Genomic DNA, 26,036 nt, shown 5'->3' on the forward strand with positions numbered 1-26,036 from the left:
TCGAATAGATTACCTATGCCCCCATCGTCTTCGACTGAAACATCACAGCCCTCGCTTTCTGATTCGCCTTCAGCGCCCCGCCCCCAATCGCCACGCAATGGGGCGTCGGTAGATGGTCGGATGGCCGAGTTTCACTGGAGCGCGTTTCCAGGGGCTACCACGTACCGTCTGCAGGTGAGCGACCGTAAGCAGTTCGACGAGCTACATGTCGACTTTACCGTAGAGGACACTACAGTAACCGAGCTCTCAGGGCTCTTGCCGATTGACAATTCAACCTGGTACTGGCGCGTTCGGGCCGAAGATGCCTCTAGTGCGTGGAGCGAGCCTGCTGTGTTTACCGCAAGCCAGTCGGCTGAAGAAAAAAAGACATCGGCTGCTTCCAAAAAAGCCAAAGCCTCTCCCTCAAAAACCGCTTCGACCCAGTCAGGACAGGCCCCAACAGCAGAGGACGAAGTGGAAGTGCCATTCCACACAGCGCAGACCTCTTCTACTGCAGCGTTGGTTATGGGAGCGCTCGTAATCATTTCATTTGCCGCTACAGTCGTGTTGCTCATGATGTTTGGCTAAGGAACGTCAATCATGTAGTTAGGCGGGCGGTTGCTTTAACACGATCCTATGGACAGCCACACGACATCGTCGCTATCACCCGCCTGTTAGTGACTGCTGATTAGTGACTGCTGAGTGCCGGGGAGATAGTTCGGTCTCAAAGACCATTCAACCGCTGACCTCCTCCCGGGCTCGTCGCGACGAGAGAACAGCTTTTTGCCTTCAAGATTGACCTGTGGCAGCGTATTATTGCGTTGTCACAGGTCAATCTTTGGATGGACAACGATCCCGTTTTTATGTTGTCATCTTGAGCGGCGCAACTGCGTCTAGCAGGGGCGGAGTCCTAACACGAGCGAGGCGACTGATGAGCGTAGCGAATAAAAATCCCCCCGAAATGAGCAGGGCCGCTCGATCGATCAGAGCCTGCTGAGCGCCGAACAGACCGTGGAGGCGTCACAGCACGTACGTGTTTAGCGGCGTGCTTCCTGATCGCCGGGGACGCAAGCGGTCCCCGGCTATGGATTTTGCTCACATCGCACCGTTCTGTAGCCCGGGATCAGGAGCGAAGCGGATATCCCGGGCGGTCATTGTACCACGCTAAACAGGTACCACAGCACGCTGTGACGTTACGAGCCCTCCTACACTGAACGTACGTACGCCTTCTTTGCAGTCAGAGGGCTCACCATGACAGTTTTTTGGAGGGGATTCGAACCCAAAGATTGGCACGGTCTCCGTACCCTACTCGAACACTACTGTCACAAGTCAATCTTCGGGTCACGCATGTGCACCCTAATGTACCGAGAAAAACGTCTCCTTGTCATTGCGAGCGCAGCGACGCAATCTCATGCTATCAGGCCGGACGCAGCCTCCCAATCAACGGCATGAGATCGCACCTCAGAAGGACTCATTCTCTGTTGCTCGCAGCGCCACGTCGGTCGCACGCTCCCTCCTTGCGGTGACAATGTTATGGTATGGAGTGGACTCGCGTTGAAGCATTTCAAACCAAATGTTCTGTCATGTTGAGCAAGCGAAGGGCCCCCAGGGCCCGAAGCGCGTCGAAACATCTCCTCCGCGCTCAGCAGCTACTGGCAAACCAACAGCCCTGCCCAGTTCGTGGGAGATCTTTACTCACTGCGTTCGTCAGTCGCTTCGCTCGTGTCAGGACTCCGCGTCTCCTAGGCGGAGCCGCTACGCTCAAGATGACATCATTAAGACGGGGGTGTTGCAACCCGAAGATTGAGCTGTGACACAGTACTACACGCCGAATAGGGATCATGAATAGGTTGGTTTGGCTATTATGCCCTCCGGCGAAGGAACGGTTGCCTCTTCCTTTCAAAGTTTCTACCTTAACCGATGTACGGCATTGCACACCATGTGCATGATATGTCCACTATGGCCCCTCTTTTACACGTTTTGCTTAGAATACTGATATAAAACAAGATGCCTAAAGGTCGTCTGGATGCATTGCGATCATACAGCATACTAGATACGCCGTCCGATGGGGCCTTTGATCATTTTACCGAGCATGCGGCGGACCTATTTGACATGCCGATAGCAGTGCTCAATTTCATTGACGAAAATCGCCAGTGGCCTAAGTCGTGTGTTGGGTGGGAAGCTGCCGAAACCAATCTTGACATTTCCTTCTGTGTGCACACAATCAAGGATGACGAGCCGCTCGTCGTCCCCAATGCAAAGCACGACGAGCGATTTGCTACGAATCCGCTTGTGGTTGGCCCTCCTGGCATGCGGTTTTATGCGGGGGCTCCCCTCATCACCCCCAATGGATACCGAATTGGCACACTGTGTGTGTTCGACACAACGCCGCGTTCATTTTCAGAAGTCCAAGAAAGGCAACTACAACGACTCACGGCGATGGCGATCGATCTGCTAGAGCAACGTCGGAAAAGACTTGACCGTAAGCAGAAGTTGCGCGAACGCGAGGCGCACATACGAGGTATTGCCAACAGCATTCCGGGGGTCGTATTTCAGTTCTTTGCAGATGCAGATGGACAGCAGGGCATCCAGTTTGTCGGTGAAAATGTGTCTCGTATCTTGGGAGGTACGTTCCATGCTGATATGTATGACCAATTTATTGATCACATTCCGGCAGAATATACTGAAGCTTACCGTGCGTCTGTAGAGGCCTCTGTTCAGACGCAGACCATGTGGGAGCACGAGTTTCCGTTTGAAAAGCCGAACACAGGCGAGCGCATCTGGCTACATGGTATATCTATGCCTAAAGAAGAAGGAATGACAGCCGACGGAAAAATTGTTTACAACGGAGTATTACTCGATATTACCGAACGTAAAGAACGCGAGCGCGAACGCGCATCCCTGCGCAACCGCATGCAACTTGCTCTCGAAAAGACCAGCTCCGTTATCTTTGATGTTGATCTCGATACACAAAAAATTGCGCATGCTGGACCAACTCAAAACGTTTTTCAGGTTGATGCCGATGCAATCCCCGACTGGCATACGTTTACGCAGCGCGTTGTGCATCCCAAAGACCGCGAGCGACTTTTGTTGTTCTTGGATAAGCTGCGCCGTGGCGAGGAGCAGGCTCTTACCATAGATTGCCGTACACATCCTCAAAACGGGCCTGTGCGCTGGATGCGCGGAAGCATTCATCGTGTTGAACGCTCTGGTTCTGATGCGCAGCGAATTATTGGGTTGGTGCATGACATTACGAAACGGAAGCAGTCCGAGCAAGAGCGCCGAATGCTAGCCGCGGCAATTGAGCACGCCACCGAGGCTGTTCTGATTACAGAAGGGGCCCCACTTGACGCACCCGGCCCTCGTATCATATATGTAAATCCGGCTTTTGAATCCATGACCGGATATAACGCCAGCGAGCTCATCGGCCAAACGCCGCGCATCTTTCAAGGCGTCAAGACCGAGACGGCGGTGCTAGATAAAGTTCGGACCCATCTAGACGCGCAAAAACCAGTGCAGGCTGAGACGGTCAACTATCGTAAAGACGGGACGCCCTACATAGTGAACTGGAACATTGCACCCGTGCGGGATGAAGAAGGGGCTATCGAGTATTGGGCATCGCTCCAGCGCGATGTAACAGAACAACGCAAGCGCGAAGACGAACTCCGCCAGGCGAAAGAGAAAGCCGAAAAGGCCGTGCGCCTTAAAGAGGCAATGCTTGCTAACATGAGTCACGAGGTTCGCACACCTCTCACATCTATGATGGGCTTTGCAGAAATTTTGGCCGAGGAATTGAGCGGCCCGCACGCAAAGCAAGCAGAAATTATTTACCGGGGTAGCAAACGATTGCACCGCACGCTTGAATCAATGCTTCAGTTGTCCGAATTGCGTGGAGGCGCCTACCAGGTGTCGTGGAACGAAATCGACCTGCGCACCCTCGTAAACGAAGTCGTCCAAAGGATGCGCCCTGAGGCGGATGCCAATAGATTAGCCCTTCGCGTTGACGTCCCACCGGTGCCTGTAAATGCATGTATTGACGAGGTGGCTACCGAGCGAATCGTAACCAATCTCCTTGATAATGCAATCAAGTTTACTCCTGCAGGGGGGACTATTGTTGTGCGTGTTAGCAATGATACTGAGGCTCCGCTTGTTGAAGTGGAAGACACGGGCATCGGCATAGCCAAAGAGGCCCTTGATGAGGTGTTCAAGGCCTTCAAACAAGAATCAGAAGGGCTGGCCCGCACCTATGAGGGAAGTGGGTTGGGACTAGCTATTGTAAAGAAGCTGGTTGAGCAAATGCAGGGGACCGTCACGATTAAAAGCGAAAAGGGAGAGGGAACGCGTGTACAAGTACGTCTCCCATCCGTTGAGTAAGCTGTAAGAGAGGTAGTTCTCTATGCATGGCTAGACAGGCCTTGAAACAGCGGAGGCTGCCAAACTGGGCACACCTCATGTCTGCACGGTCGGCATTAACCATTGCGCCCCCTGCCTTTATTTTTTGGTCGTGGATAGATGTTAAGTGATAAAGCGATGGCCCCTCGCACTTTCGTTTGAACCTTTTCTCTTTACCGCTGCGCTCTATCAGTCGGCCCACGACCTCGTGCCGGGGCTCTCCTTTTTCCAAAGGCGGGATATCCAGAATATCACGTTGTCGGCAAAACTTGGTAGACGGGAAGCCAAATCACATTGAAATGATGTAGCTTATGTGAAATTTACTTATTATTGCGATACTACTTTTTAGAACAACGCTCTGGTAGGCATGGTTTGGTTATACCGTATGCCTCATGCAACCTCGAAATCTGTTTGTCGAGGAAGTAACGTTTTTACAAGCGCTGAAGAGCCATGAATACCTGCGGCAACACACCGAATGAAACCAGTTTTCTGTTTTGTGAGGCTGCCTGTATACGGCTTGGCGCGTATCTGGCATATGGTTTAGTATGGAGTTTTATGCTGACCTTGCATGTCGATGCAGGCATGCAGGATAGAGATGGGGTTACAGAAGACGCGCCTTCCGTTCTTAGTGAGGGGTATGCATACAACCGATCCACTGACCAGATCAACCGCTTTCAGGTGTATTCCGACAGCACCATTGTATTGAGCACAGGTAGTGGAGAGACAGAGCAAATAATCCAAATGTCGGTAGACCTGTTTGAGCTTGTGGGAGAGCGCGTAGAGAACCGTTTATACGGGGAGCGTTCATCGCATAGTGAGTTGGGGGTGGGCGTCGAAGATCGAGCGCTGCATCTAAGCCTTATCCAGCAATACGACTTGCAGTTGATTGGGGGGCTCACAGGAGGTTTTGTTCTTGTAGTTGGTCTATCGGTGTGGCTAGGTATACGACTACGTCGTAGTCGTCGCACAGAACAAGTGCTCCGCTCGCGCTATCAAGCGCTCCAAGAAGGGGAAGAACGCGAGCGACGGCGCATCGCACGCGAGATTCACGACGGACCTGTACAAACCCTTCATGGATTGCATTTTCAAATGGCGGCGACGCAGCTTGCTACACAAGGCGACGGGGCTGCTTCGCCTACTGAGGCAAAAGCACAGAATTCGGGCATGGAAGATCGTCTTATGGATGCGGTGCACGAGCTCCGCGCGATCAGTGAAGGGCTCCATCCAGCCAGTTTAGAACGTTTTGGTTTGGTTGCGGCATTAGATGCACATGCTCGTCGTCTCATTGAGACCATCCCATCAGAAGCTGCGCCAACTATTCGAGTTGAGAGCGAAGAGGAGTCGTTTCAGCTAGCCGATAACACGCGTCTTGCGTTGTATCGCATTGTGCAAGAAGCACTCTCGAACGCAGTTCAGCATGCCGAAGCAACCACAATTGAAGTGCAGGCCCAGGTTGAAGAGGACAAACTACACATGATTGTGGAAGACAACGGCATAGGATTTAACGTGGAAGACGCGACTGTAAATCAAAAGCCCTCAACGAAGACCCCGTCGCAACTCGGACTCATTGGCTTGCATGAGCGAGCCGACATGATCGGGGCCACTGTTCAGATAGATAGTACATCCGAAACGGGCACAACCGTACATGTCATTTGCCCGTATGCCTCCCATCTGCACGAGACAGTCCGCCCGTAACGATTGAACGTCTGTTTGGATGTTCGTTTAATGGCAAGAGCAAGCGCCGGTGAGCGAAGCGAGGGCCACGATAGAGGATTCATAGCGCCAGGGACATGACCTTCGGCTCTATCTCATCGGAGCCGCTCGCAGCACTCCGAATGCAGGGAGAAAGTACTCCCAGATGCCCCAAACAAGAAATGAGACAGGCTCTGCAAGCAAAGACAATCTGATAACCTGCATAGTTTGTGGTAGCTTGTTAACATTCAAGTAGGCGATCCAAGGTCTACCAATCGACGGTCCGGTTATGAATACCCTGCCTATGAGTGCACTGCGTGTTGTTCTTGCTGATGATCATGCGGTAGTTCGTCGCGGTCTCAAGACAATTCTCGAATCGAATGATCCAAACGATCCGCTTCCTATAGTGGTTGTGGGAGAGGCTGGTACAGGGCCAGAAGCACTTCGACTTGTAGAGGTCAACACGCCTGATGTGCTGCTTCTCGATGTAGAAATGCCTGAAGCAGACGGGGTTGAGGTTGCACAGACTCTGCATGCCCAAGGCACGTCAACAGCGGTGCTAGCCCTCTCATCTCACGAAGATCCGGTCTATGTACAAGGCCTATTACGAGCAGGAGCATCGGGCTACTTAACGAAAAAACAGGCTCCCATTCTCATTCGAGAAGCCGTTCGAGCCGTAGCGGAAGGACAGAAACGGTGGTTTGTATCGGTTGCACCAGAAGCCCATCCACTCAACGAAGTAACCCCCCAGGAACGGAAGGTGCTTCGTTTCTTGATCGAAGGACATACCACCGCTGCAATTGCTGACAAAATGAATGTAGCTCCAAACACCGTCCGACGATACGCTTCCGTCCTGTACGATAAGATAGGTGTAGATGATGGTCGGGAAGCAATTGCCTGGGCATGGAAGCAAGGAGTAGCAGAACGCCTTTGATCGTGACCGTCGCAAAGCACTATAGAAAGTCATTTCTTACAACCGAGCCCCTAAAGACGGGTCGTCGCGGGAGCCAAAAAACGGCGGATAATACAGTACAACATCCGTAGCTGATACAGTTGTATCAGAATAATGCAACACCTGTATCAGCAAACGGCAACAACTGTGTATAGTGAAGGCTGCGGAGTGGCCTTATCTTAAGATAGCTCCGCATAGACAAGGCGATGAAATGCAGTAGCTTTAGCTGCATGTCGCCTTATTTTTTATCTTTAACCTTCACGATACCATGTTTAAGCTTCAGACGTTTTCAACGCTCACCATAGTCTTTGGTCTATTTCTCTTATTGAGCGGTTGCGACTCGGCCATTGATGCCGAACTCACTGATGAGCCGACACAGCATTCCGATGATCTATTGAATCACAATACAACGCAGACACTCGGATGGCAGGGCCTAAGCGTTACGGTCGAAGAAGGGTTTGCCCTCACCAATAACGACCGCCTACGTATCGAGACCGAAGACGACCGTCATGCTCACTTCCGAATTCAGCCATCTTCGGAAGAGCAGATGGACTTGCTGTTTTCGCTTGATGCTATCGAGCGTGGCGATCCTTTCGTTATCAAGGTGATTGGACGCGACGATTCAGGTACCTCTGTTGTATTGAGTGAAATCCTGCATCGTCCTACTGATGAGGATGGCAAAGTGGATCTCTCGCATGCGGTAACGCAAGGCCATCGATCGGATGTGAAGTGCCGGATTGGCGACACCACCCCCGAATCTATTATTGATGACCTGACAGATGCGAAAGATACCTTAGAGATGGGTACGCTCAACGACTGGCCTACATCGTTCCACTACATCCGCCGAGGAGATGCTGTTGTGATCGAGATTGATTATGAGCGGGAGATGGAGCTAACAAATCTACAGACAGCCCAGCTTTCGTTAGATCAAAATCTTGTAGCGAACCATATAGACGACCCAAGTGTCGAGTCGACCCAAAAAGAGTGCTCGCATATCGGGTTTCACCTGTCTGGAATCCCGGCCTCAACGCAGTTGCATGCTGTTGAAATGTCACTGCCACGCGCAATAGATATCGCGCAACCGGAGCACTGAGTGTATAAACCGAACTCATAAAGCCTGTAGCGAATGGTGTTAAGTGATAAAGCGATGGGACACCGTCGTTTCGTTCGCTCTCCTCCTCTCTACCGTTGCACTACTCCACCAGTCGTCCCGCGGACTCGCGTGGAGCTTCCCTTGTTTTTATTAGAGGAAGTGGCCGGAAGAATCACACCTTCGGCAGCACTCGGTAGCCAGAGGGGAGGAGGGGCAGAGCGAACTGCAATGCGGCAAAAACAGGACGACAAAGGAGGGTCGAAACACCAAAGGCATTGACCTAACGGCCCCAGGCTATGGGCCAATGTCGGAACTCCTTCGAAAAGCGAAGCGAGTAGTTCGTCCTTGAATATTCAGGTGTCCGTTGCCTTGTGCTTCCCACAAGACCACAAGAAATGGTTATGGTCAAGAATCGCCAGAAGGTTGTCAAGCAATACAGCATAGTCGGCACCCCGCAGGAAGAGGCATTCGATTGTGTAGTGCGCCATGCGGCAGATATCGTTAATGCGCCTAGCGCTATGCTAAACATTGCAGTAGAATCAGGATGGTTCTGGTGCAAGGCAGCGATTGGCCTAGACCGAGCCGGCCAGACATTTCGCTCTGTGCTTTGCAGCCATACGATGAGCGTTGGGGAGCTTACAAGAGTTACTAACAACCTACAGCCTCCTTTTGCAAGAGGGACTGCGGAGTCTGACAAACGGGCCTTCAAGACGTATGTGGGTATACCGTTGCATGCGCCCAGTGGGTGTTGTATTGGCACACTCTGTGTTGTAGACACAGCCCCTCGTTCATTTTCAGATGCCGATTGCTGCCGCTTGCAAGAAGTGGCAACATTAGCGATTCACCTTTTAGAACAACGCCGAGGTACGCAGCAGTCCTCTTCCAAGAGAAATCAGGCACAACCCAGACGAAAAAGCCGAGGGTCCAAACAACGCAAACGTTCGTCAGAGCATGACTTTCAAGCACTCAAAACATCATTGCTTGCTAATATCAGTCACGAAGTACGCACGCCCCTTACGGTGATCATTGGGTTTGCAGAAATTCTAGAGTCTGAGCTTGAGGCCCCCATAGCCGGGCGGGCATCGACCATTAAGCAGTATGGCAAACAGTTGAGCCGAACGTTGCAAGCGACTACCCAGCTTTCAGAGCTAGAGAGTGGAACGTACGTCGTTAGAAAGCAGGAGATCAACGTGGTACCAATTGTGCGTAGTGTAATGCAGTCGTACGAATCAGATGCGCAGTGCTCGAGCGTGAAAATCGTTGATGAGGTTCCTCAGCAAGCTGTGTATGCCTGGGCAGACCAAGAAGCCCTCTCTCAAGTCGTGGCCAATGTGCTTGACAATGCAATTAAGTTCAACAAGACTGGCGGAGAAGTGCATGTACGTGTGGAAACTACAAAGGTCGGTCAGGTGCGCATTGTCGTTAACGATACGGGTATTGGAATTTCTCAAGAGGCGCTGCCGCGTATATTCGATGCATTTCGCCAGGAGTCAGAAGGCACGACGCGAACATACGAGGGGATTGGTGTTGGGCTTACTATCGCGAAAAAGCTGGTCGATCAAATGGAGGGAGCGATAACTGTTAAAAGCGAAAAGGGAGAGGGAACGCGTGTAGCAGTATATCTTCCTGCCGAATCCCCATAGCACGTTCGGGAGTGGGGATTACACGGACTGTAAACTAGAACGAGGGGAAGCACACACAAAACGCCCCCGGACTGGTATAAATCCGGGGGCGTAGCGTCGTTTTGCATATCAGCGGTACGCATCAGGGAAAGATACCCATATCTGCATACGACTTCGATATTTTGTTGATGGCGCTGATAAACGCGGCGGTGCGCATCCCAACACCGTGCTTCTCACGCTCAGTGCGGATTTCTTCGTAGGCAAACGCCATCGTGTCTTCGAGTCCAGAGTTAACGAGATCTGCCTCGCTAGCGCCAAAGCCCACCCGCTTGATCAGGTCATCCATCAGAGACTCGTCAAAGTTCTCTGATGTGAGCTCATCCACAGCTTCCAGAATACGCGCTGCGTTACGTTCCTCAAAGCGGCGACTCATGCGTCCATGGCGCACATGCGACAAATTGCGCAGCCACTCAAAGTACGAAACGGTAACGCCACCTGCGTTCAGGTACACATCGGGAATGATAAGCACGTTGCGCTCTTCCAAGATCGCATCGGCCTCGGCAGTCACTGGACCATTAGCAGCCTCGCCAATAATTTTGGCTTTGATGTTCGGAGCATTTTGAGAGGTGATGACCCCCTCTAGCGCTGCAGGAATTAGGATGTCGCACTCTAGCTCCAGTGCCTTTTCGGAATCCTCAATATTCGTAGCGCCGGGAAAATCAAGAATCGACCCCGTTTCCTCACGATGCGCTACCACCTTATGGATATCAATCCCTTCCGGGTCGTAGATGGCTCCCTCAATTTCGGCTATCCCTACGATGCGGGCACCGCCCTCTTCTTGGAGAATGCGTGCAGCGTGATAGCCTACATTACCAATGCCCTGGATAACGACAGATTTGTCTTCAAGACCGGTGCTTAGCCCAAGTGCATCCATGTCTTTTTTGAACGCGCAGGCTTCGCGAATCCCGTAATAAACACCACGCCCGGTGGCTTCGGTGCGTCCGCGGACGCCGCCCTGCCCAACCGGCTTGCCCGTCACACATGCCAGCCCATTCAGGTCGTCGTCGGTCATCTGGTTGTACGTGTCGGTAATCCAGGCCATTTCACGTGACCCTGTACCGTAGTCGGGAGCAGGCACGTCTACGCCGGCCCCAATAAAGTTCTTGCGGATCAACTCAAAGGTGTAACGCCGGGTAATGCGCTCTAGCTCGGTCTCGGAATATTCGCGGGCATCAATACATACTCCGCCTTTGGCACCGCCAAATGGCACATCTACAATAGCACACTTGTAGCTCATCAAAGCCGCCAAGGCCATTACCTCGTCGACATTCACGTTGAGAGCATACCGAATGCCGCCCTTTGTGGGCTTTTTATGATGGCTGTGCTCGGCCCGGTAGCCGCGAATCACCTCAATGCTTCCGTCATCCCGCTTAATGGGGAACTCGAAGCGCACGATATTATCGCAGGCTCGAATTTGGTGCAAGACGCCTTGAGGGGCATCGGCATGGACCGCAGCGGTGTCAAACATACGGTTGACTTGAGCAAAGAAGCCTTGACCCGTGCCATGAGTGGTGTCGGTGGATGCGGTATTCATAGACTCGCGCTGACAAATTTTGTGGCAAACGATACGTGGCTTAGTAGTAAAACGGGCAGCTTAGAAAAGGGCAAGCGTGCTAAATGAAAACTGTAAGCGCTTCCACTAATCTTGGGGATTCATTTGCACGATGTTCGCGCTCGCTAGACCAAACAGGGCTTTGGTCTACATGGCATGACTTTTCCATGTGGTGTGGGTGTTTGTCGGAGTTATTACATGCGGTTCATCACATCCGTGAAAACCACCGGGTACGTTGCACCGTAATGATGGCGTTACACTCCAACGCGTCCCCACGAACCGACTCTATTGGTTGAATGGTTTCTCGTCTATGCTATGGCCTGCTTTTGTGTGTGCTCGGAAGCGCAAGCCTTTCGGTGCAAACCGTCGCTCAATCCGTTGAGGCCGATCGGCCCAGCCTATCGGAACGGGCGGCGAGCCTCACACAGTCTACGCTGCAAGTAGAAGCCGGCGTGGCCTATGCCGAAGGAACGCTCTCCACCTTTGAGTTTGGGCAACTGCTCGTGCGTTACGGCTTTGCTGACGGCCTGGAACTGCGCGCCGGAATTAATTCGCTGGCCCTGACCGAATCGGCAGGCGAAGATGGATACACAGGAACCAACGTCGGAGTGAAAGTCGGTTTGCTCTGTAGCACCAATGCCAGTTGCCCCTTTCGGCTGAGCATGCTGGCGGACGCTGCATTGCCGACCGGTACCGGTTCGTTCGAGGCGCCCGACAACCGGGTGCGTCAGACTCTTTTGCTTGCTGCCGAAAGCATGCTTGGGAGCGGCCTCGCGCTGGACACAAATGCCGGGGTCCGTTTCTTTTATACCGATACCACCCAGGAAGAATGGACGCTCACCAGCGCACTGCGGCTATCACTCACGCCGGGGGTGCAGCCGTATGTTGGATACGCGGGCTTTTTCCCCGACGGAGATACCCGCAATTACGTGGAAACAGGTTTGCTCTTTCAGTCGGGCCAGACGCTGCAGTTTGACCTGAATGCCGGGCTGCGTGTCGATGAAGACGCAAACGAAGGATTCGTGGGAGGCGGCGTCACGTTCCAGTTGTAGATACGTACGCAGCTCCTATTTACACCCCCCTTTTCGAACGGCGATCGTACACCATGCCCCGCTCTTTTTTAGATGGATCCACACAGCTGGTGCTCTTAATAGGAGACCCGGTGGCTCATTCGCTCTCGCCGCGCATCCACAATACGGCCTTTGCTACGCAGCAGATTAATGCCGTGTACGCAGCCTCGCAGGTTGGAGCCGATCATTTATCGGATGCGGTCGATGGGTTGCGGGCGTTACGGGTGCTGGGCGCCAACGTAACCATTCCGCATAAAGAGACCATCGCGCCGTTGCTCGATACGCTAACCGATCGAGCCCGCGCTGTAGGCGCTGTCAACACCATTGTGTCTGGCACCAACGAAGCGGGCGAACTGCGCCTGCATGGCGACAATACCGATGTGGCGGGCTTTCTGACGCCCCTGCATGAGGTGGTCGGACTGAACCAAGCGCCCATGACGATTCTTGGCGCGGGGGGGGCTGCACGCGCCGTGGCGTATGGACTCGGAACGGCCTATGCGCCAGCGCGCCTCACGGTGGCAGCCCGGCGGCCCGAGCAGGCCCAGGCCCTTCTTGATGCATTGGCTCCTCACCTCAACACAGATACCACGACACTGCAAGCCGTGCCCCTCAAAGAGGCACACGCTGCTGTATCCACAAGCCGCCTGGTGGTAAACGCGACCCCCGTAGGTATGGCCCCAAACACCGAGGCAACCCCGTGGCCCGACGCCTCATGTTTTACGCCCGACCATGTGATATACGACCTGGTATACACCCCACGTCGCACGCGGCTGCTTCGCGAAGCAGAGGCGCAGGGCGCACGCACGCAAGACGGTCTAGCCATGCTCATCGGACAAGCCGCGGCAGCTTACAAGCAGTGGACCGGCCAAGCCATGCCGCTGCAGACCGTCCGCGATGAGGTGGAAGCTACTTTAGCCGCGTCCCATTAACACAAAGCACCGAATCGTTGAGCATGCCCGATCGCTCTCTTGTACGTCACCCCCGGTTTCATCAGCCGCCCGTATGTGTTGCCGGGTTTTCGATGCGCGAGGGCGGCGTCAGCGCGGCTCCGTATGCGTCGTTGAACCTGGGCACGCAGGTCGGCGATGCGCCTGCCCATGTTGCCGAAAACCGCCAGCGCGTATGCCGTGCCCTCGGAATCAGCACGGAACGGCTGGCCACCGCCGAACAAGTGCATGGCAACGACATTGCGGTGATCGATGCTCCCAAACATGCACGCAACGTCGATGCGCTCGTCACCACCGCTCCAAACATCGGGCTGGCGGTGGTCACAGCCGATTGCGCTGCGGTGCTCCTGGCCGATCTGGAGGCGGACGTAGTGGCAGCCTGTCATGCCGGGTGGCGCGGTGCTGTCGCTAAAATCGTGCCCCGCACCGTTCAGCGTATGCACGACCACGGCGCATCGCCTGCACGCATTCAGGCATACATCAGTCCGTGCATCGGTGTGGATGCGTTTGAGGTGGGCCCCGAAGTGGCTGCACAGTTTAATCCGGCATTTGTGGATTCGAGCTATGGTCCGAAGCCGCATGTAAACTTGAAGGCCGCCCTGCAGCACGACTTGGAAAGCAGCGGGGTATCCGCCTCCCATATTCAGGTGGATACGGCCTGCACCGTATCGAGCGATCGCTTCTTCTCCTATCGCGCAGATGGGCCGCCTACCGGGCGCATGATGGGCATCATTGGACGGGCTGTTTCTTCTTAACACACGAAGGCACTGTGGCTATTCTCACGTCAACGTACGAGCCGCCGGTGGGGCTAGGCGGTGGACATCGGCAAACGCTTTGGGCGTCGGTGGGCCGCTCGGTGCCGAATCCGTACACGGACACAGTGCGCCTCTCTACGTCCGATGGCGAGGTCTTGGAGGCCGCCTGGGTGCGCGAGGCAAATACAGCGTCCCGGCCTCCGCTCGCGATTCTTTCGCATGGTCTGGAGGGCGACATCCACCGCGCCTACATGCGGGGCATGGCTCGGACGCTGCATGGCGATGGGTGGGATGTGCTGGCGTGGAATCTGCGTGGCTGCGGAACGGCGCCCCCGCGTACGCCCACCACGTATCATAGCGGCAAAACAGAAGACTTGCACTGCGTGGTGCAACATGCTGTGCAGGCCGGGTACGACACAATCGCACTGGTCGGCTTTAGCTTGGGCGGCAACCTAACGCTCAAGTACATGGGAGAGCGCGGCGCGAACGTGGATGCTCGCATCCAGCGGGCTGTGGCCTTTTCTACCCCCGTTGACCTGGCGCCCTCTGCCCACCAAATCGGACACTGGACAAACCTGCACTATACGGCGTATTTCTTACGTAAATTGCGCCGGACGGTCCGCGAAAAAGCCGCTTACCATCCCGACGCAATTTCCACAGCGCCGCTGCGCAACGTGCGTACGCTGGTTGAATTTGACGATGCGTATACGGCTGTGCTGAATGGTTTTGGGAGCGCCGCACAGTACTATGCCGAGGCCAGTAGCAAACCACACCTGACGACCATTGCGCGTCCAACGCTTCTCGTCAATGCCGCCAACGATCCGTTCTTGCCGGCTTCGTGCTATCCGTATGCCGAAGCCCAAGCGCATCCGTATTTTCACTTGGAGGTGCCTTTAAGTGGCGGGCATGTTGGGTTTGTCACGTGCTCCGCATCGGGGGCTTATTGGTCGGAGCTACGGGCTGCAGCGTTTTTGCGCGACACAACGTAGTGCTGTGTCACAGGTCAAAGTTTGGGCGGACAAAGGCTCTGCTTTATATTCTCATCTTGAGCGGAGCCGAACCATCTCCGCGAGGTTCAGCGGCTACGGTAGAGTGGGCAGCCGTCCTTCTCTCGCTGTCATCCCGACGCCCCCGGCTGAGGGATCTCGATGTCTGCCGTCCGCCCATCTGACACCGTGCACAAGAAACCACCCCGCTCTCCTGCAAAAGGACGCAGAGCGTCCGCACTTCGTCGCGACGCGGAGCATCGCGACGAGGATTCAAGGGGGACTCGGTACGTTAGGGTTGCAACGCGCCCCGTTTTAATGTTGTCATCTTGAGCGGAGCAACTGCGTCTAGCAGGTGCGGAGTCTGACACGAGCGTAGCGACTGACGAACGTAGTGAGTAACAATCTACCCCGAAATGAGCAGGGCCGCTCGATCGATCAGAGCCTGCTGAGCGTCGAACAGCCCCTGGAGGCGTCACAGCACGCTGTGACGGTACAAGGGCTCTGCACCTTCCATGGCCGTTTTTTGACCGAAGTGCGACGTAACGTTTGACACACCCCCCCACCCTAACAATCAGGTGTGACAGGGCAGTAGGTCGAGCCTGCAGGCAGGGCGTTGAGATCCTTCCGCCTAGCGGCATCGGGATGACCTGCAACCGCGAGAAAATCTGGTCGCTCCTTCGCTCATCAATACAATCTCGTGGCGATGCACCACCGGCATGACCTACGGCCCCTCTGCGTCGCCACGCGTGCTGGGGCGCTCCAGCGTCGCCAACGGACTCGTTAGATCAGCGAGTGCGACTGTCCGCCGTCCACGTTGATGCAGGCGCCGGTAATGAGGCTGGCTCGCTCGGAGACAAGGAAGGCCACGGCATCCGCCACCTCGTCAGCATGCCCGAACCGACCAATCGGCAAGTTTTGCTCAACAAATTGCTGCATAGCTTCGGGATCCTCCTTAACGCGTGTATCCCAACTGCCGCCGGGAAAACGGATGGATCCGGGCGCCACCGTATTCACGCGAATCTCCTCGGGCGCCAGCTCTTGCGCCATCACCTTACCCATGCTAATGAGCGCCGATTTGGTGGTGTTGTAGAGCGTGAGGCCCGCCCCGCCCAGTTCGCGCCCATAGATTGAGCTAATGTAGCAAATGGACCCGCCTCCGGCCTCTTGAATGTGCGGGATGGCGGCCCGGCTGGCACGCACATGCGACTTCAGGTTCAGGTCAATAATCGCATCCCAGTCCTCATCGGAGAGCTCCATGAACGTGCCACGCAAGTTCCCGCCTACATTGCCTACGTAGATATCCACGCCCCCCAACGCATCGGCTGCATGGGCAACAAATGCGCCCGGCGTGTCGGGATCGGTGAGGTCTACCGCCTCTGCATAAACCGGTACGTCGTGCGTTTCGCGAATGCTCGTAGCCGTTTCCTGCAGGTCGTCTTCTGAGCGTGCACAGATGCCAATGGCACACCCCTCACGCGCAAGGGCCGCTGCGATGTATTTGCCAATGCCTCGGCTGGCACCAGTAATAAGCGCGACACGGTCGGTTAGTCCAAGATCCATAATGGGGTAGGAGGATATGAAAAGGGGCCGTCTATCGAAATCCATGGATGCCCAACGAACGGATGAACGCAAAGATGCATCCTATGCGGAGTGATCTCGTATCTTGTCCTGGTACTACCATCTGCACTTTTTTACGACTGGTTACACACCCATGGCTGACGACACGCCGCCCTTCGAAGATGACCTGACTCGCCTCGAATCGATTGTTGAGCAACTCGAAACCGATCCGCCGCCGCTTGATGAAGCACTTGATGCCTACGAGGAGGGCGTAACGCTGGCTCAGCGCTGCCTCGACCGGCTCGATACCGCTGAGCAGCGCTTACACGAGTTGGATCTGGACGAGGGCGCGGCTTGATTCATGGCGCGGCGCGGGACGTCCGCTACGCTCCCAGTCCCGCGCTACCAGGGCTTTTGTTGAACAGGTTTTCTGTAGCCGGGGACTGGTACGTCCCCGGCGGTCTTTAAGTGATTTCGAGCTCTGGCTGGGTCGTGTTCATCGCGTGGTGCTTCTTTTGAAAGGCGACGTATTTGAGCAGTGTCCGCATCTCATGAGGGTCCACGGTGAACGCTGCGTAGCCTGACTGCCACCGAAACGCGTTATCCTGTTCCGCACGCACCTTTCGGCTGCTATGTGTCTTCACAATGCGCATGAAGTCTGATACGGCCATCGTAGGGCGAATAGCGACAACCATGTGCACATGATCTGCTATCCCTCCCAACTGAAGTAGTCGTCCTCTTGCATTCAAAGTCGCCTCTCGCAGCGTAGGGTATAGCACGGCTTCCACACCTGGTGTGATGATTGGAAGCCGTTTGTAGGTGCCTGTAATTAGATGGTACCGGAGCCGTGTGTAGGGCATAAAGAAGAGTAAAGAAGCCCACGAAGATGGCCAGCGTGTTGTCGCAATGACACGTAATACCTCAAAACTGTAACGTGTAGGGGCTTATCTTCTTTCGGCGCGGGACGTCCGCTACGCTCCCAGTCCCGCGCTACCGGGGCTTTTGTTGAACAGGTTTTCTGTAGCCGGGGACTGGTACGTCCCCGGCGGCTTCAGAAATCCGTCTCACTTCTCCAATTGCGCCTTTAGCTCCTGGATGCTATCGCGCAGTTCGGCGGCGCGCTCGAAGTCGAGATCCTCGGCGGCCTCCTCCATCTCCGTCTTCATCTGCTCGATGAGATCCTCCTTCTGATCGTCGGTCAGGTACTTCACGACCGGGTCGGAGACGGTGCTCGTAAGCTGCTCGGGACTGCCGTAATGCTTGCGGTTCGAGGGCTCGCGGTCGTCGCGCTTCTTCTCGTCGGCGATGGCAGTACCCCGACGAATTTCATCGATTGATTTGACGATGGGCTCGGGGGTGATGTCGTGCTCCTCGTTGTATTCGAGCTGGATCTCGCGGCGCCGCTCGGTCTCGTCGATCATCCGCTGCATAGAGCCGGTGATCTCGTCAGCATACAGAATGACTTGGCCCTCCACATTGCGCGCAGCACGGCCAGCGGTCTGGATAAGCGACGTTTCGCTGCGCAGAAAGCCTTCTTTGTCCGCATCCAGAATAGCCACAAGGCTTACCTCGGGCAGATCAAGGCCCTCACGCAAAAGGTTTACGCCCACAAGTACATCATACTCGCCCAGGCGCAGCCCACGGATGATGTCGACCCGCTCCAGCGCATCCAGGTCGGAGTGCATCCAGCGCACGCGCACACCGTTGCTGTCGAGGTAGTCGGCCAGGTCCTCGGTCATGCGCTTCGTGAGGGTCGTCACCAGCACGCGCTCGTTCTTTGCGCTGCGCTTGCGGATCTCCTCGAGCAAGTCGTCGATCTGTGTGTCGGTCGGACGAATGTCGATCTCGGGGTCGGGGATGCCGGTGGGGCGCACCACCTGATCCACAAACGCCCCGCCGCTCTGCTCCAGCTCGTAGTCGCTCGGCGTGGCGCTCATATAAATGACCTGGTCTTGCATCGCCTCAAACTCCTCGAACGTAAGCGGACGGTTATCTAGCGCCGAGGGCAGCCGGAAGCCGTGCTCCACCAGCTTCAGCTTGCGGGCGCGGTCGCCATTGTACATGGCACGCACCTGCGGAATGGTGACGTGACTTTCGTCCATCACCATCAGGAAGTCGTCGGGGAAGTAGTCGAGCAGGCAGTACGGACGCTCGCCCGGTTCGCGGTTGGTGAGGTGGCGGCTGTAGTTCTCGATGCCGGAGCAGTAGCCCACCTCCTGCATCATCTCCAGGTCGAACATGGTACGCTGCTCCAGGCGCTGCGCCTCTACCATCTTGCCCTCCTCACGCAGCACCGCCAGCCGCCAGCGCAGCTCCTCTTTGATGCTATCAATGGCGGATGCGAGACGGTCTTGCGGCGTCACAAAAATCTGCGCAGGGTAGAGAGTCAAGTGCTCGTCGAGCGCATTGACCTCCGTCCCGTCGGTGGGATCAATCAGGCTGATGCGATCGATCTCATCCCCCCAGAACTCGATGCGGAAGGCTCGGTCTTCGAAGTACGCGGGAAAGATATCCACCACATCGCCGCGCACGCGGAAGGTGCCGGGCTGGAATTCGATGTCGTTGCGGCTGTAGAAGAGGTCCACGAAGCGGCGGAGGAGCACATCGCGCTCCACCTCCATGCCCGGTGCCAGCTGGATGATCTCTTTTCGGAACTCATCGGGCGAGCCGAGGCCGTAGATGCACGACACACTCGCCACCACGATCACATCGCTGCGTCCCGAGATGAGCTCGCTCGTCGCTCGCAGCCGCAGCCGCTCAATCCGGTCGTTAATGGCCACATCCTTCTCGATATACGTGTCGCTGGGGACGATGTACGACTCGGGCTGGTAGTAGTCGTAGTACGAGATGAAGTACTCGACCGCGTTGTTGGGGAAGAACTGCTTGAGCTCCCCATAGAGCTGCGCCGCCAGCGTCTTGTTATGGCTCATCACCAGCGTAGGCCGGTTCTCCTGTTCTATTACGTTTGCAATGGTGAATGTGTTATGTACAAACATACCGCCCTGTCCCGCCAAAAAGGTCTCGGGCCCCGGCACACTTAGATCATACACGTACGGATGATCGTACTCTACAGCTTCGACAGTCGCGATGGGGGTCCAGCGTACAGCATTTAGGGGATGCGGAGCGCCATCGCGATGTATAAAGTCTATCGCTGCTTGAGACTTTGCGGTGGCTGTTGTGGATAAACCGACCTTGTGATCAGTGACGGATTCTCTCTGTGAAGGCTCTCCCCCTTGGCCAAGGGGGAGATGTCGGCAGACAGAGGGGGTTTGGTTTTCGTTGCTCTTAGCTTTGCTCCGCCCCACATCCATGCGCGATCCCTCGGCCCCTGTGGGAAGGCGCTCCGGTATTGGAAGCAGGTCGGTATCGCGCGCCTGCTCTGTCTCAATAAGCTGCAGTTCGCCATTGCGCAGCACCCACAAGTTATGGTCGCCGGTCATGGTCGCGGTGCGCCCACACGATGTGGTTACGCGATACATAGTGTCGGGCGCTTCGTGACGGATGACCGCTCGTACGGGGTGATGGGCAACCTCCCCAGTATCAGGATCGAAGGTGAGCGTTGAACACGCGCCTTCCGGCAGCACTACCTCCTCGGTCTTGGAGGGGGCATGATAGTGCGTAACGCCACGCTTTTCGATCTGAGCATCTACGAAGGCCCCAATGGATTCAACACGCGGCACCTGTTCGACACCGTTATGCGGAGCTACGTACACGGGGTCATCATATCCGAGACTCTTGCCCGTACCCGTCCCGCCAAGCAGCGTCTGATGACGATCGCCCCGCTGCAGGCCGTCGGTGAGTTCGTCAATCGCCTGGGGCTGGTCGCCCATGGGGGTGAACTCGGAGACGAGGTCGAACTGGTTGTCCACGTCTTGCAGCGGCGCGGAGGGCGCATCCGGCGGCAGGTCGGGAAGCGACGGAAGCGACGTGGTGTCGTCAATCGTAGGCATACGTCAGCAGAAACAACATGGGAACGGCGTATAGCATGTGTGAACTGACAGCGCCGGGGTAGAGATTCACGACACACCGGTGCCCGACGGGTTTGCTACATTTGCGCGGGGTCAAGCCGCAGAACAAGATTCAAGGTGGGATTACTCGGAGCGCTCAAAGGCTACCTCACGATAGTAGTCGGTCGGGTAGATACCGACCTGTAGAAGCACAGGGCGGAGGGTCCAGCGCACGTTGAGGGTTTGCACCGTGCCGCTGTCGTCGAGGTCGAACCATACAAACTTCTCGCGCATAGCCGGATTGCGCCATTCAGCGCGGAACGTGTCGTGGTGCCAGTGCTCCAGGTCGAGCGTCATGTCGTCGTTCTCCCACAGCGTGATGGCCAACGTACCGTCGTCGGTAGTATGGACATCAGCAGTGCGATAGAGGTCGTGTTCGTACGTGCCGGTGTAGGCCTCCAGGTTGAAGGTCGGCGTGGTGTCGTCTTGGCGCTGGGCCTCAATATCAGCACGCCGCTCCATGGCGGCTTCGTACTGGCGTTCGTACGCGGCCCGGATGCGTGGATGCCAGTTCCCGGTGCCTTGTTCGCCCAGTATCGCATCCACCACCTCATAACCTACTGCAGTCATGAAGCGGTTGAACGTGTTGGTCATGATGATAACCCCGGCATCTTTTTCGGGCAGCAGCATCAAGTTCGTATTCATGCCATCGGTGGCGCCGCCGTGCTGCAGAATGCGATGGCCGCGGTGCTCCTGCAGGCTCCACCCAAGCCCGTAGGCACTCATTTCGGTGTAGGGATCCTGGGCGGCCAGCGGATTTTGGGCGCTGTGCATCTCACGCATCAGCGATTCGTCGATGAGGCGTCGGTCTTCGTAGACGCCAGGCGTGCCCAGGTGCAGGCGCATCCACTGCGCCATTTCGGTGACGCTGGTGTTCACCGATGCTGAAGGCCCCACGTTGTCGAAGTTGCGTGGCGGAATGGGCTGCACCTCCCCGTCAATTTCTTGATGCGGGGCGGCGATGTTGTCATCGTCGGGATCGAACTGGGTGATGCTGGTATTGCTGCGCTCCATGCCGAGCGGATCAAAGAGCTCTTCCTGCATGAAATCGTCCCACGACGTGTTGGTAATGGCGGGGATAAGTTCGCCAGCCACCGAATACATGACATTCGAATAGACGTATCCCTGGCGGAAGGGCTGCTCAAAGTCGTGGTGGCGCATCTGATGGATGACCTCAGGGCGCTCCCGGTCGGGCAAGAAGCGCAACCGGTTGCCGGTCATGCGCCCTACGCCCACGCGATGGGACAGCAAATCGCGCGGCGTGACGTGAGCTGTCACCCAGGGATCGCTCAGTTGAAACGTGGGCATGTACTCCACGACAGGCGTATCCCAATCGAGTTGCCCCTGTTCAACAAGCATAGCCAGACTGGCAGCGGTCATGGCTTTGGTGGTCGAGGCCACGCCAAACAGCGTGTGTTCGTCTACATCACCGCCCTCTTCGAGAGAACGCACCCCAAACCCATCGGCAAATATGATTTCGTCTTCGTACACGACGGCCACAGCCATTCCAGGGATATCCCATTCCGCCATGCCTTCTTCGATGTAGGTTGGCAGCCAGTCTAGATCAGGCGGGTCGTCGGCTTGAACCGGGGCGGGGGCAAGAACGAGAAACGCAAGAGCAGCAACGAGGGCAACACGGATCACACGCGGCATAGGCAGACCAACTTCTAAGGGCAAGAACGGACTTGTATTCTACAATGCAGATGGATCAGCATCAACTTTGGGCCGGTGATCTTCTTGTCATTGTAAGGAGGCATGGTACGTGACAAAAAAGTTGCGAGTCTTCACCTTCCCGATATCTGTTTAGCGTGGTACAATGGCCACCCGAGATATCCGCTCTTTGTCTTGGATACAAAAGGAACTCAAAAAATCAAGGCGGTGAAGAGACCGGCTGATGCTCCCTCCTCGGCCTGCGCTCACGATGACAGGGTTTGAGGGATGTGATCTTGACCGCCAGCATGTGCTGAACGCGCACGCCCATGGACGTGTCATTCCTGACGCCCCCTGGCGGAAGGACCTCAGCGCCGACCGTGCAAATGAGCGCGCTCCGTTCGTCGAAGGGCAACGTGGCACATCTGCAAGCTCTTGCTGAGCGCTTCGTCCTCGCGATGACGAGTATGGTTGGATGTAGATGTGAAAAGCAGTGCGTTCAGGGACGTATGTTCGCAAGCCCCTGCTCCATCATCCGCTACAACGTATCACGGATGTGGTAGTACTGCAGCCCGCCGCCATCGGCGCCGACGACAAGAGCGGGGGTGCCGTTGTCGAAGAGATCGACAAACGTGGGTGTGGCGTGCATGGGTACAATAACGGGAAGAGACTCTTCGTCCTCGTCAAACACCGGATCGCCTTCCGATCCGACATTGCGATGCATCACCAGCCCGTCTTCTTCGGAGCCGACGACCAGATCGGGCAAGCCGTTGCCGGTTAGATCTGTAAACGCAGGAGCGCTGCGACGGGGCCGTTTCACATCGGCAAACGCCTCTTCGCGGACTTCGAACGCGGGGTCGGTGTCGGTACCTACATTTTCAAAGAGATACAGGCGTCCGTTGGAAGCCCCCGCGACAATGTCGAGCCGCCCGTTGCCGGTTGCGTCGAAGAGCGTGGGATTGGCATTGCCGCTGCTGGGCAACTGAAACTCCAGCAGAGGCTCTGCTTCGAACAGCTCATCGCCTCCGACATGGGCGTGAATAGCGATATCTCCGCTCCAAGTGCCTACGACCAGGTCTGGCTGACCATCTCCGGTCAAATCACCCAGTGCAGGTGCGTAGTGGTAATTATTGGGCAGATCAAGCGGTGCGCGTTTTTCAAGCACAGGGTCGTCAGACGTGCCGGTATTCTCGAACCAGTAGACGTGCGAGGTCTGCCGGTTATCCGGTGCGATGCGGTTGGCGATGAGTAAGTCGGGCGCCTCGTTGCCGGTAAGGTCGCCAAACGCGGCACTGGTTTCGCTGCCCACGTCGATGCCATCCAGGAAGCGTTCTGTTTGCAGCGTATAGGTGCCGTCGCCCTGGGCTTCGTAGTAGTAGAAGTTATCGGCCAGGGTGGCGTTGGGGTCGTGCGCTCCGCCCAAGACACCAATGAACAGATCGAGCGTGCCGTTGCCCGTCCAATCGACCAGCGCCGGCGCGTTGTATCCGCTAGAAGCAACGGGCTCCGGCGGCGGAAACGGCACGGGCTCCACATCCAGGTCAGGACGATCGCAGGTGCCCTGATTCTCAAAGTAGAGCAGGCTGGACTCGAAGAAATCGCCCCAGAACAGGTCAATAGCCCCATCTTCGTTGAGGTCGGCAAACGTAAGCGAGTTGGCTCCGTGCTGCAGGGTGGGCCCAAACTCCTCTACGATCTCGATATTCTCAAACCGGTCGGTAATATGCTGAAACACAGGGATTTCGCTTTCAGCCGAGCGGGTCGCACTGTATCGCGTGATTGTGCCATCCATGCGCCCGATGAGCAGGTCGGGCACGCCATTGCAATCGAGGTCGGTAATGTTTGGAATGTTTTGCCGATCGGAGAAGATAGGCTCGCCGGTATCGTCACGCAGCGTATCGGCAGCCACCTCGAACGCGGGCTCGTGGTGGGTGCCCACATTGCGGTAGTAGCGAATGAAGTTGTAGGGCGACTCGGTCAACAGGTCGTACTGCCCATCGTCCTCGGGGTCTACAAAACGAAACCACTCACCCACTTCCAGATCGAGAAAGCGGTCGGTACGCCAGGTGAGCTGCCGGGCATCATCGGCACCCGCTTCGTTCTCGAAGAACATCAGTTGATTGTTGGTCTCCTGCACAAACAGGTCCGGGTGCCCGTTGCCTGTGATGTCCACGAACTGCGGACGCGGATTTTTGAATCCGCCCAGAAACGGTTGGGCGTAGGGCGTGCCGGTGGCATCGTGCACCGGAAGGGGCGTAAGGTCACGTTGAAAGATTCCGATTTCCTCTTCTTCGGGACGCTCTTCATCAACTACATCGGTAGCGGGCTCGGTGCTTCCGCATCCAATTAAAACGAGTAGCAAGGCAGCAGGAGCAACCCAGGACAAACAGCGAATCATAAATGGAGAAGGAATCTGAAGGATTGAAAGCGACCGTCTACGTTGCAAGGCCTGTTAGCGCACGGTGTAGGTGCCAATGCCGGTTGGATACACGCCAACTTCGATCACGTCTACCACCTCCAACGTTTCGGTATCGATGACCGTGATGGTGCCCGGTCGATCTTCGGTCGTATGGTCGTGGCCTTCGTCATCGTGGTGCGCATCATGCTCATGGTGCTCGTGGTCGGCATGCTCATCGTGATGCTCATGTTCATCGTGATCTGCATGCTCGTCGTGCGCATCCGGGTCCATGCCCATGTCGCGGGCCATGTCTTCCATCATAGCGCGCTGATGATTGTTCGAGATGTAGAGCCGGGTGCCATCAGGGGAGAGCACAGCACCGTGCGGCTCGGCAAACGAGTCGTGTGTGATGGTGTCAACCACGCGGCGCTCGGTAGCATCAACCACACTGATGTCGTTGGACTGCTTGTTGGGCACAAAAATGCGTTCGCCGTCGTCGCTGTAGACCGGGTGCCACGGCTGCGCGCCGACCTCCACCGATTCGGTGTGGGTGAGGGTGCCGTCGTCTTCGATGTCAAAGAACAGGAGCTGAGCGGTGGTTTGTCCGGTCCCCACAATTTCGTTTGTGATAGGTGAGGCCGCCATTTGCACGATGACGTGCGTATCCCCATCAATGGTGCTTAGCTCGCCGCGTCGCGTGGTGGGGTCTACCCCAATAAATTGGTTGGTTGCCAGACTGGCGGAATAGACAAAGCGGCCATCAGGCGTGGTGGCAAGTGCGTGCGGGCGGTCAATGAAAACGTCAACCTCTTCAAGCAGTCCAAGATCGCTGCGGGGGGCCATGCCCAGGCTTTGCGGGGGACTCACTGCCATCATGGAGCGCGCAATAAACAGCTGGTCGTTGTCGGCATGCAGCGACAGCAGTCCAGGCGCTTGCATAGATCCCTGGCTGATGATTTCATTGTCGGCGTTGAATTGCAGCACGGTGTTATCGCCAATCAGCGATACATACCAGGCCGAGCCGTCGGGTTCGGCAATGGCATGGTGCGGCTGGGCGTTTTCGGAGAAGCCCAGTTCGGTAAGATCGACGGTCGTTTCCACCTCGTGGGTGTCCATGTTAATAATGGATACGGAGGCTTCTCCCTGGTTGGTCACGTAGAGGCGCGGTGGATCCTCTGCATCAGCAGAATGGATCGTGTGCGCGTGCGAGGCGGGCGTCGCTGCCACCAGGGCGCCTCCCACAAGGGCCGCTGCCAGGAGGTTGAGAAGAGAGCGAGTGCGTATCCACAAAACAGAAGATGACATGGGAAACCACAGATTA

At 56.0% G+C, this 26,036-nt stretch carries 18 protein-coding genes and 1 pseudogene; 12 read left to right on the forward strand and 7 right to left on the reverse strand.

Annotated features, from left to right (window positions below):
* The first annotated feature begins 15 nt into the window (after nucleotides 1-15).
* The 7 genes and pseudogenes from ACZ5AL_RS12070 (at nucleotide 16) to ACZ5AL_RS12100 (ending at nucleotide 9,751) form a co-directional block, all read left to right on the forward strand.
* The gene (locus ACZ5AL_RS12070; protein ID WP_464510664.1) at nucleotides 16-567 is read left to right on the forward strand and encodes a hypothetical protein; all 552 of its coding nucleotides are present in this window, start codon (nucleotides 16-18) and stop codon (nucleotides 565-567) included.
* 1,419 nt (nucleotides 568-1,986) lie between these two features.
* Entirely contained in the window at nucleotides 1,987-4,353 is a 2,367-nt protein-coding gene (locus ACZ5AL_RS12075; RefSeq protein WP_464510665.1) for a sensor histidine kinase, read from the forward strand.
* Nucleotides 4,354-4,926: 573 nt separating this feature from the next.
* Complete coding sequence (locus tag ACZ5AL_RS12080; protein WP_464510667.1) at nucleotides 4,927-6,066, forward strand: sensor histidine kinase; 1,140 nt, start codon at nucleotides 4,927-4,929, stop codon at nucleotides 6,064-6,066.
* Between the two features lie 286 nt (nucleotides 6,067-6,352).
* Complete coding sequence (locus ACZ5AL_RS12085) at nucleotides 6,353-6,997, forward strand: response regulator transcription factor (protein ID WP_464510668.1); 645 nt, start codon at nucleotides 6,353-6,355, stop codon at nucleotides 6,995-6,997.
* Between the two features lie 286 nt (nucleotides 6,998-7,283).
* Entirely contained in the window at nucleotides 7,284-8,108 is an 825-nt protein-coding gene (locus ACZ5AL_RS12090) for a hypothetical protein (RefSeq protein WP_464510670.1), read from the forward strand.
* A gap of 401 nt (nucleotides 8,109-8,509) precedes the next feature.
* Nucleotides 8,510-8,935 (forward strand): annotated as a pseudogene (locus ACZ5AL_RS12095) (GAF domain-containing protein); the annotation flags it as partial.
* A 150-nt stretch (nucleotides 8,936-9,085) separates the two neighbouring features.
* Nucleotides 9,086-9,751, forward strand: coding sequence for a sensor histidine kinase (locus ACZ5AL_RS12100; RefSeq protein WP_464513297.1), 666 nt, complete (start codon nucleotides 9,086-9,088; stop codon nucleotides 9,749-9,751).
* A 121-nt stretch (nucleotides 9,752-9,872) separates the two neighbouring features.
* Here the strand turns inward: ACZ5AL_RS12100 and ACZ5AL_RS12105 are convergent, their stop codons facing one another.
* Nucleotides 9,873-11,324 carry a Glu/Leu/Phe/Val family dehydrogenase gene (locus ACZ5AL_RS12105; protein WP_464510671.1) on the reverse strand — a complete coding sequence of 484 codons (1,452 nt, stop codon included), beginning with the start codon at nucleotides 11,322-11,324 and terminating at the stop codon, nucleotides 9,873-9,875.
* Between the two features lie 314 nt (nucleotides 11,325-11,638).
* Here ACZ5AL_RS12105 and ACZ5AL_RS12110 point away from each other — a divergent pair, with 314 nt between their 5' ends.
* From ACZ5AL_RS12110 to ACZ5AL_RS12125, 4 genes are read left to right on the forward strand one after another with little or no spacing between them, the layout of a single operon-like run.
* Entirely contained in the window at nucleotides 11,639-12,394 is a 756-nt protein-coding gene (locus ACZ5AL_RS12110; RefSeq protein WP_464510672.1) for a transporter, read from the forward strand.
* A 53-nt stretch (nucleotides 12,395-12,447) separates the two neighbouring features.
* On the forward strand, nucleotides 12,448-13,341 hold the full coding sequence (locus ACZ5AL_RS12115; protein WP_464510674.1) for a shikimate dehydrogenase: 894 nt from the start codon (nucleotides 12,448-12,450) through the stop codon (nucleotides 13,339-13,341).
* A gap of 23 nt (nucleotides 13,342-13,364) precedes the next feature.
* Nucleotides 13,365-14,114, forward strand: coding sequence for a peptidoglycan editing factor PgeF (pgeF, locus tag ACZ5AL_RS12120; RefSeq protein WP_464510675.1), 750 nt, complete (start codon nucleotides 13,365-13,367; stop codon nucleotides 14,112-14,114).
* A 14-nt stretch (nucleotides 14,115-14,128) separates the two neighbouring features.
* A complete protein-coding gene (locus tag ACZ5AL_RS12125) occupies nucleotides 14,129-15,103 on the forward strand; it encodes a YheT family hydrolase (protein WP_464510676.1) in 975 nt (324 codons plus the stop codon).
* 780 nt (nucleotides 15,104-15,883) lie between these two features.
* Here ACZ5AL_RS12125 and ACZ5AL_RS12130 read toward each other — a convergent pair.
* Nucleotides 15,884-16,663, reverse strand: coding sequence for an SDR family NAD(P)-dependent oxidoreductase (locus ACZ5AL_RS12130; protein WP_464510678.1), 780 nt, complete (start codon nucleotides 16,661-16,663; stop codon nucleotides 15,884-15,886).
* Between the two features lie 151 nt (nucleotides 16,664-16,814).
* On the opposite strand from ACZ5AL_RS12130, the gene xseB reads away from it, so the two are divergent.
* The gene (xseB, locus tag ACZ5AL_RS12135) at nucleotides 16,815-17,018 is read left to right on the forward strand and encodes an exodeoxyribonuclease VII small subunit (protein WP_464510679.1); all 204 of its coding nucleotides are present in this window, start codon (nucleotides 16,815-16,817) and stop codon (nucleotides 17,016-17,018) included.
* 106 nt (nucleotides 17,019-17,124) lie between these two features.
* On the opposite strand, the gene tnpA is transcribed toward xseB, so the two are convergent.
* The 5 genes from tnpA to ACZ5AL_RS12160 form a co-directional block, all read right to left on the reverse strand.
* Nucleotides 17,125-17,520, reverse strand: coding sequence for an IS200/IS605 family transposase (gene tnpA, locus ACZ5AL_RS12140; protein ID WP_464510681.1), 396 nt, complete (start codon nucleotides 17,518-17,520; stop codon nucleotides 17,125-17,127).
* Between the two features lie 204 nt (nucleotides 17,521-17,724).
* A complete protein-coding gene (uvrB, locus tag ACZ5AL_RS12145; protein ID WP_464510682.1) occupies nucleotides 17,725-20,610 on the reverse strand; it encodes an excinuclease ABC subunit UvrB in 2,886 nt (961 codons plus the stop codon).
* A 141-nt stretch (nucleotides 20,611-20,751) separates the two neighbouring features.
* The gene (locus ACZ5AL_RS12150) at nucleotides 20,752-22,311 is read right to left on the reverse strand and encodes a serine hydrolase (protein WP_464510684.1); all 1,560 of its coding nucleotides are present in this window, start codon (nucleotides 22,309-22,311) and stop codon (nucleotides 20,752-20,754) included.
* A gap of 544 nt (nucleotides 22,312-22,855) precedes the next feature.
* Nucleotides 22,856-24,715: an FG-GAP repeat domain-containing protein gene (locus tag ACZ5AL_RS12155; RefSeq protein ID WP_464510685.1), complete on the reverse strand. Its 1,860-nt coding sequence runs from the start codon at nucleotides 24,713-24,715 to the stop codon at nucleotides 22,856-22,858.
* Nucleotides 24,716-24,769: 54 nt separating this feature from the next.
* The gene (locus ACZ5AL_RS12160; RefSeq protein ID WP_464510687.1) at nucleotides 24,770-26,020 is read right to left on the reverse strand and encodes a YncE family protein; all 1,251 of its coding nucleotides are present in this window, start codon (nucleotides 26,018-26,020) and stop codon (nucleotides 24,770-24,772) included.
* Nucleotides 26,021-26,036: the final 16 nt, after the last annotated feature.

It is taken from the genome of Natronotalea proteinilytica, assembly GCF_055379935.1.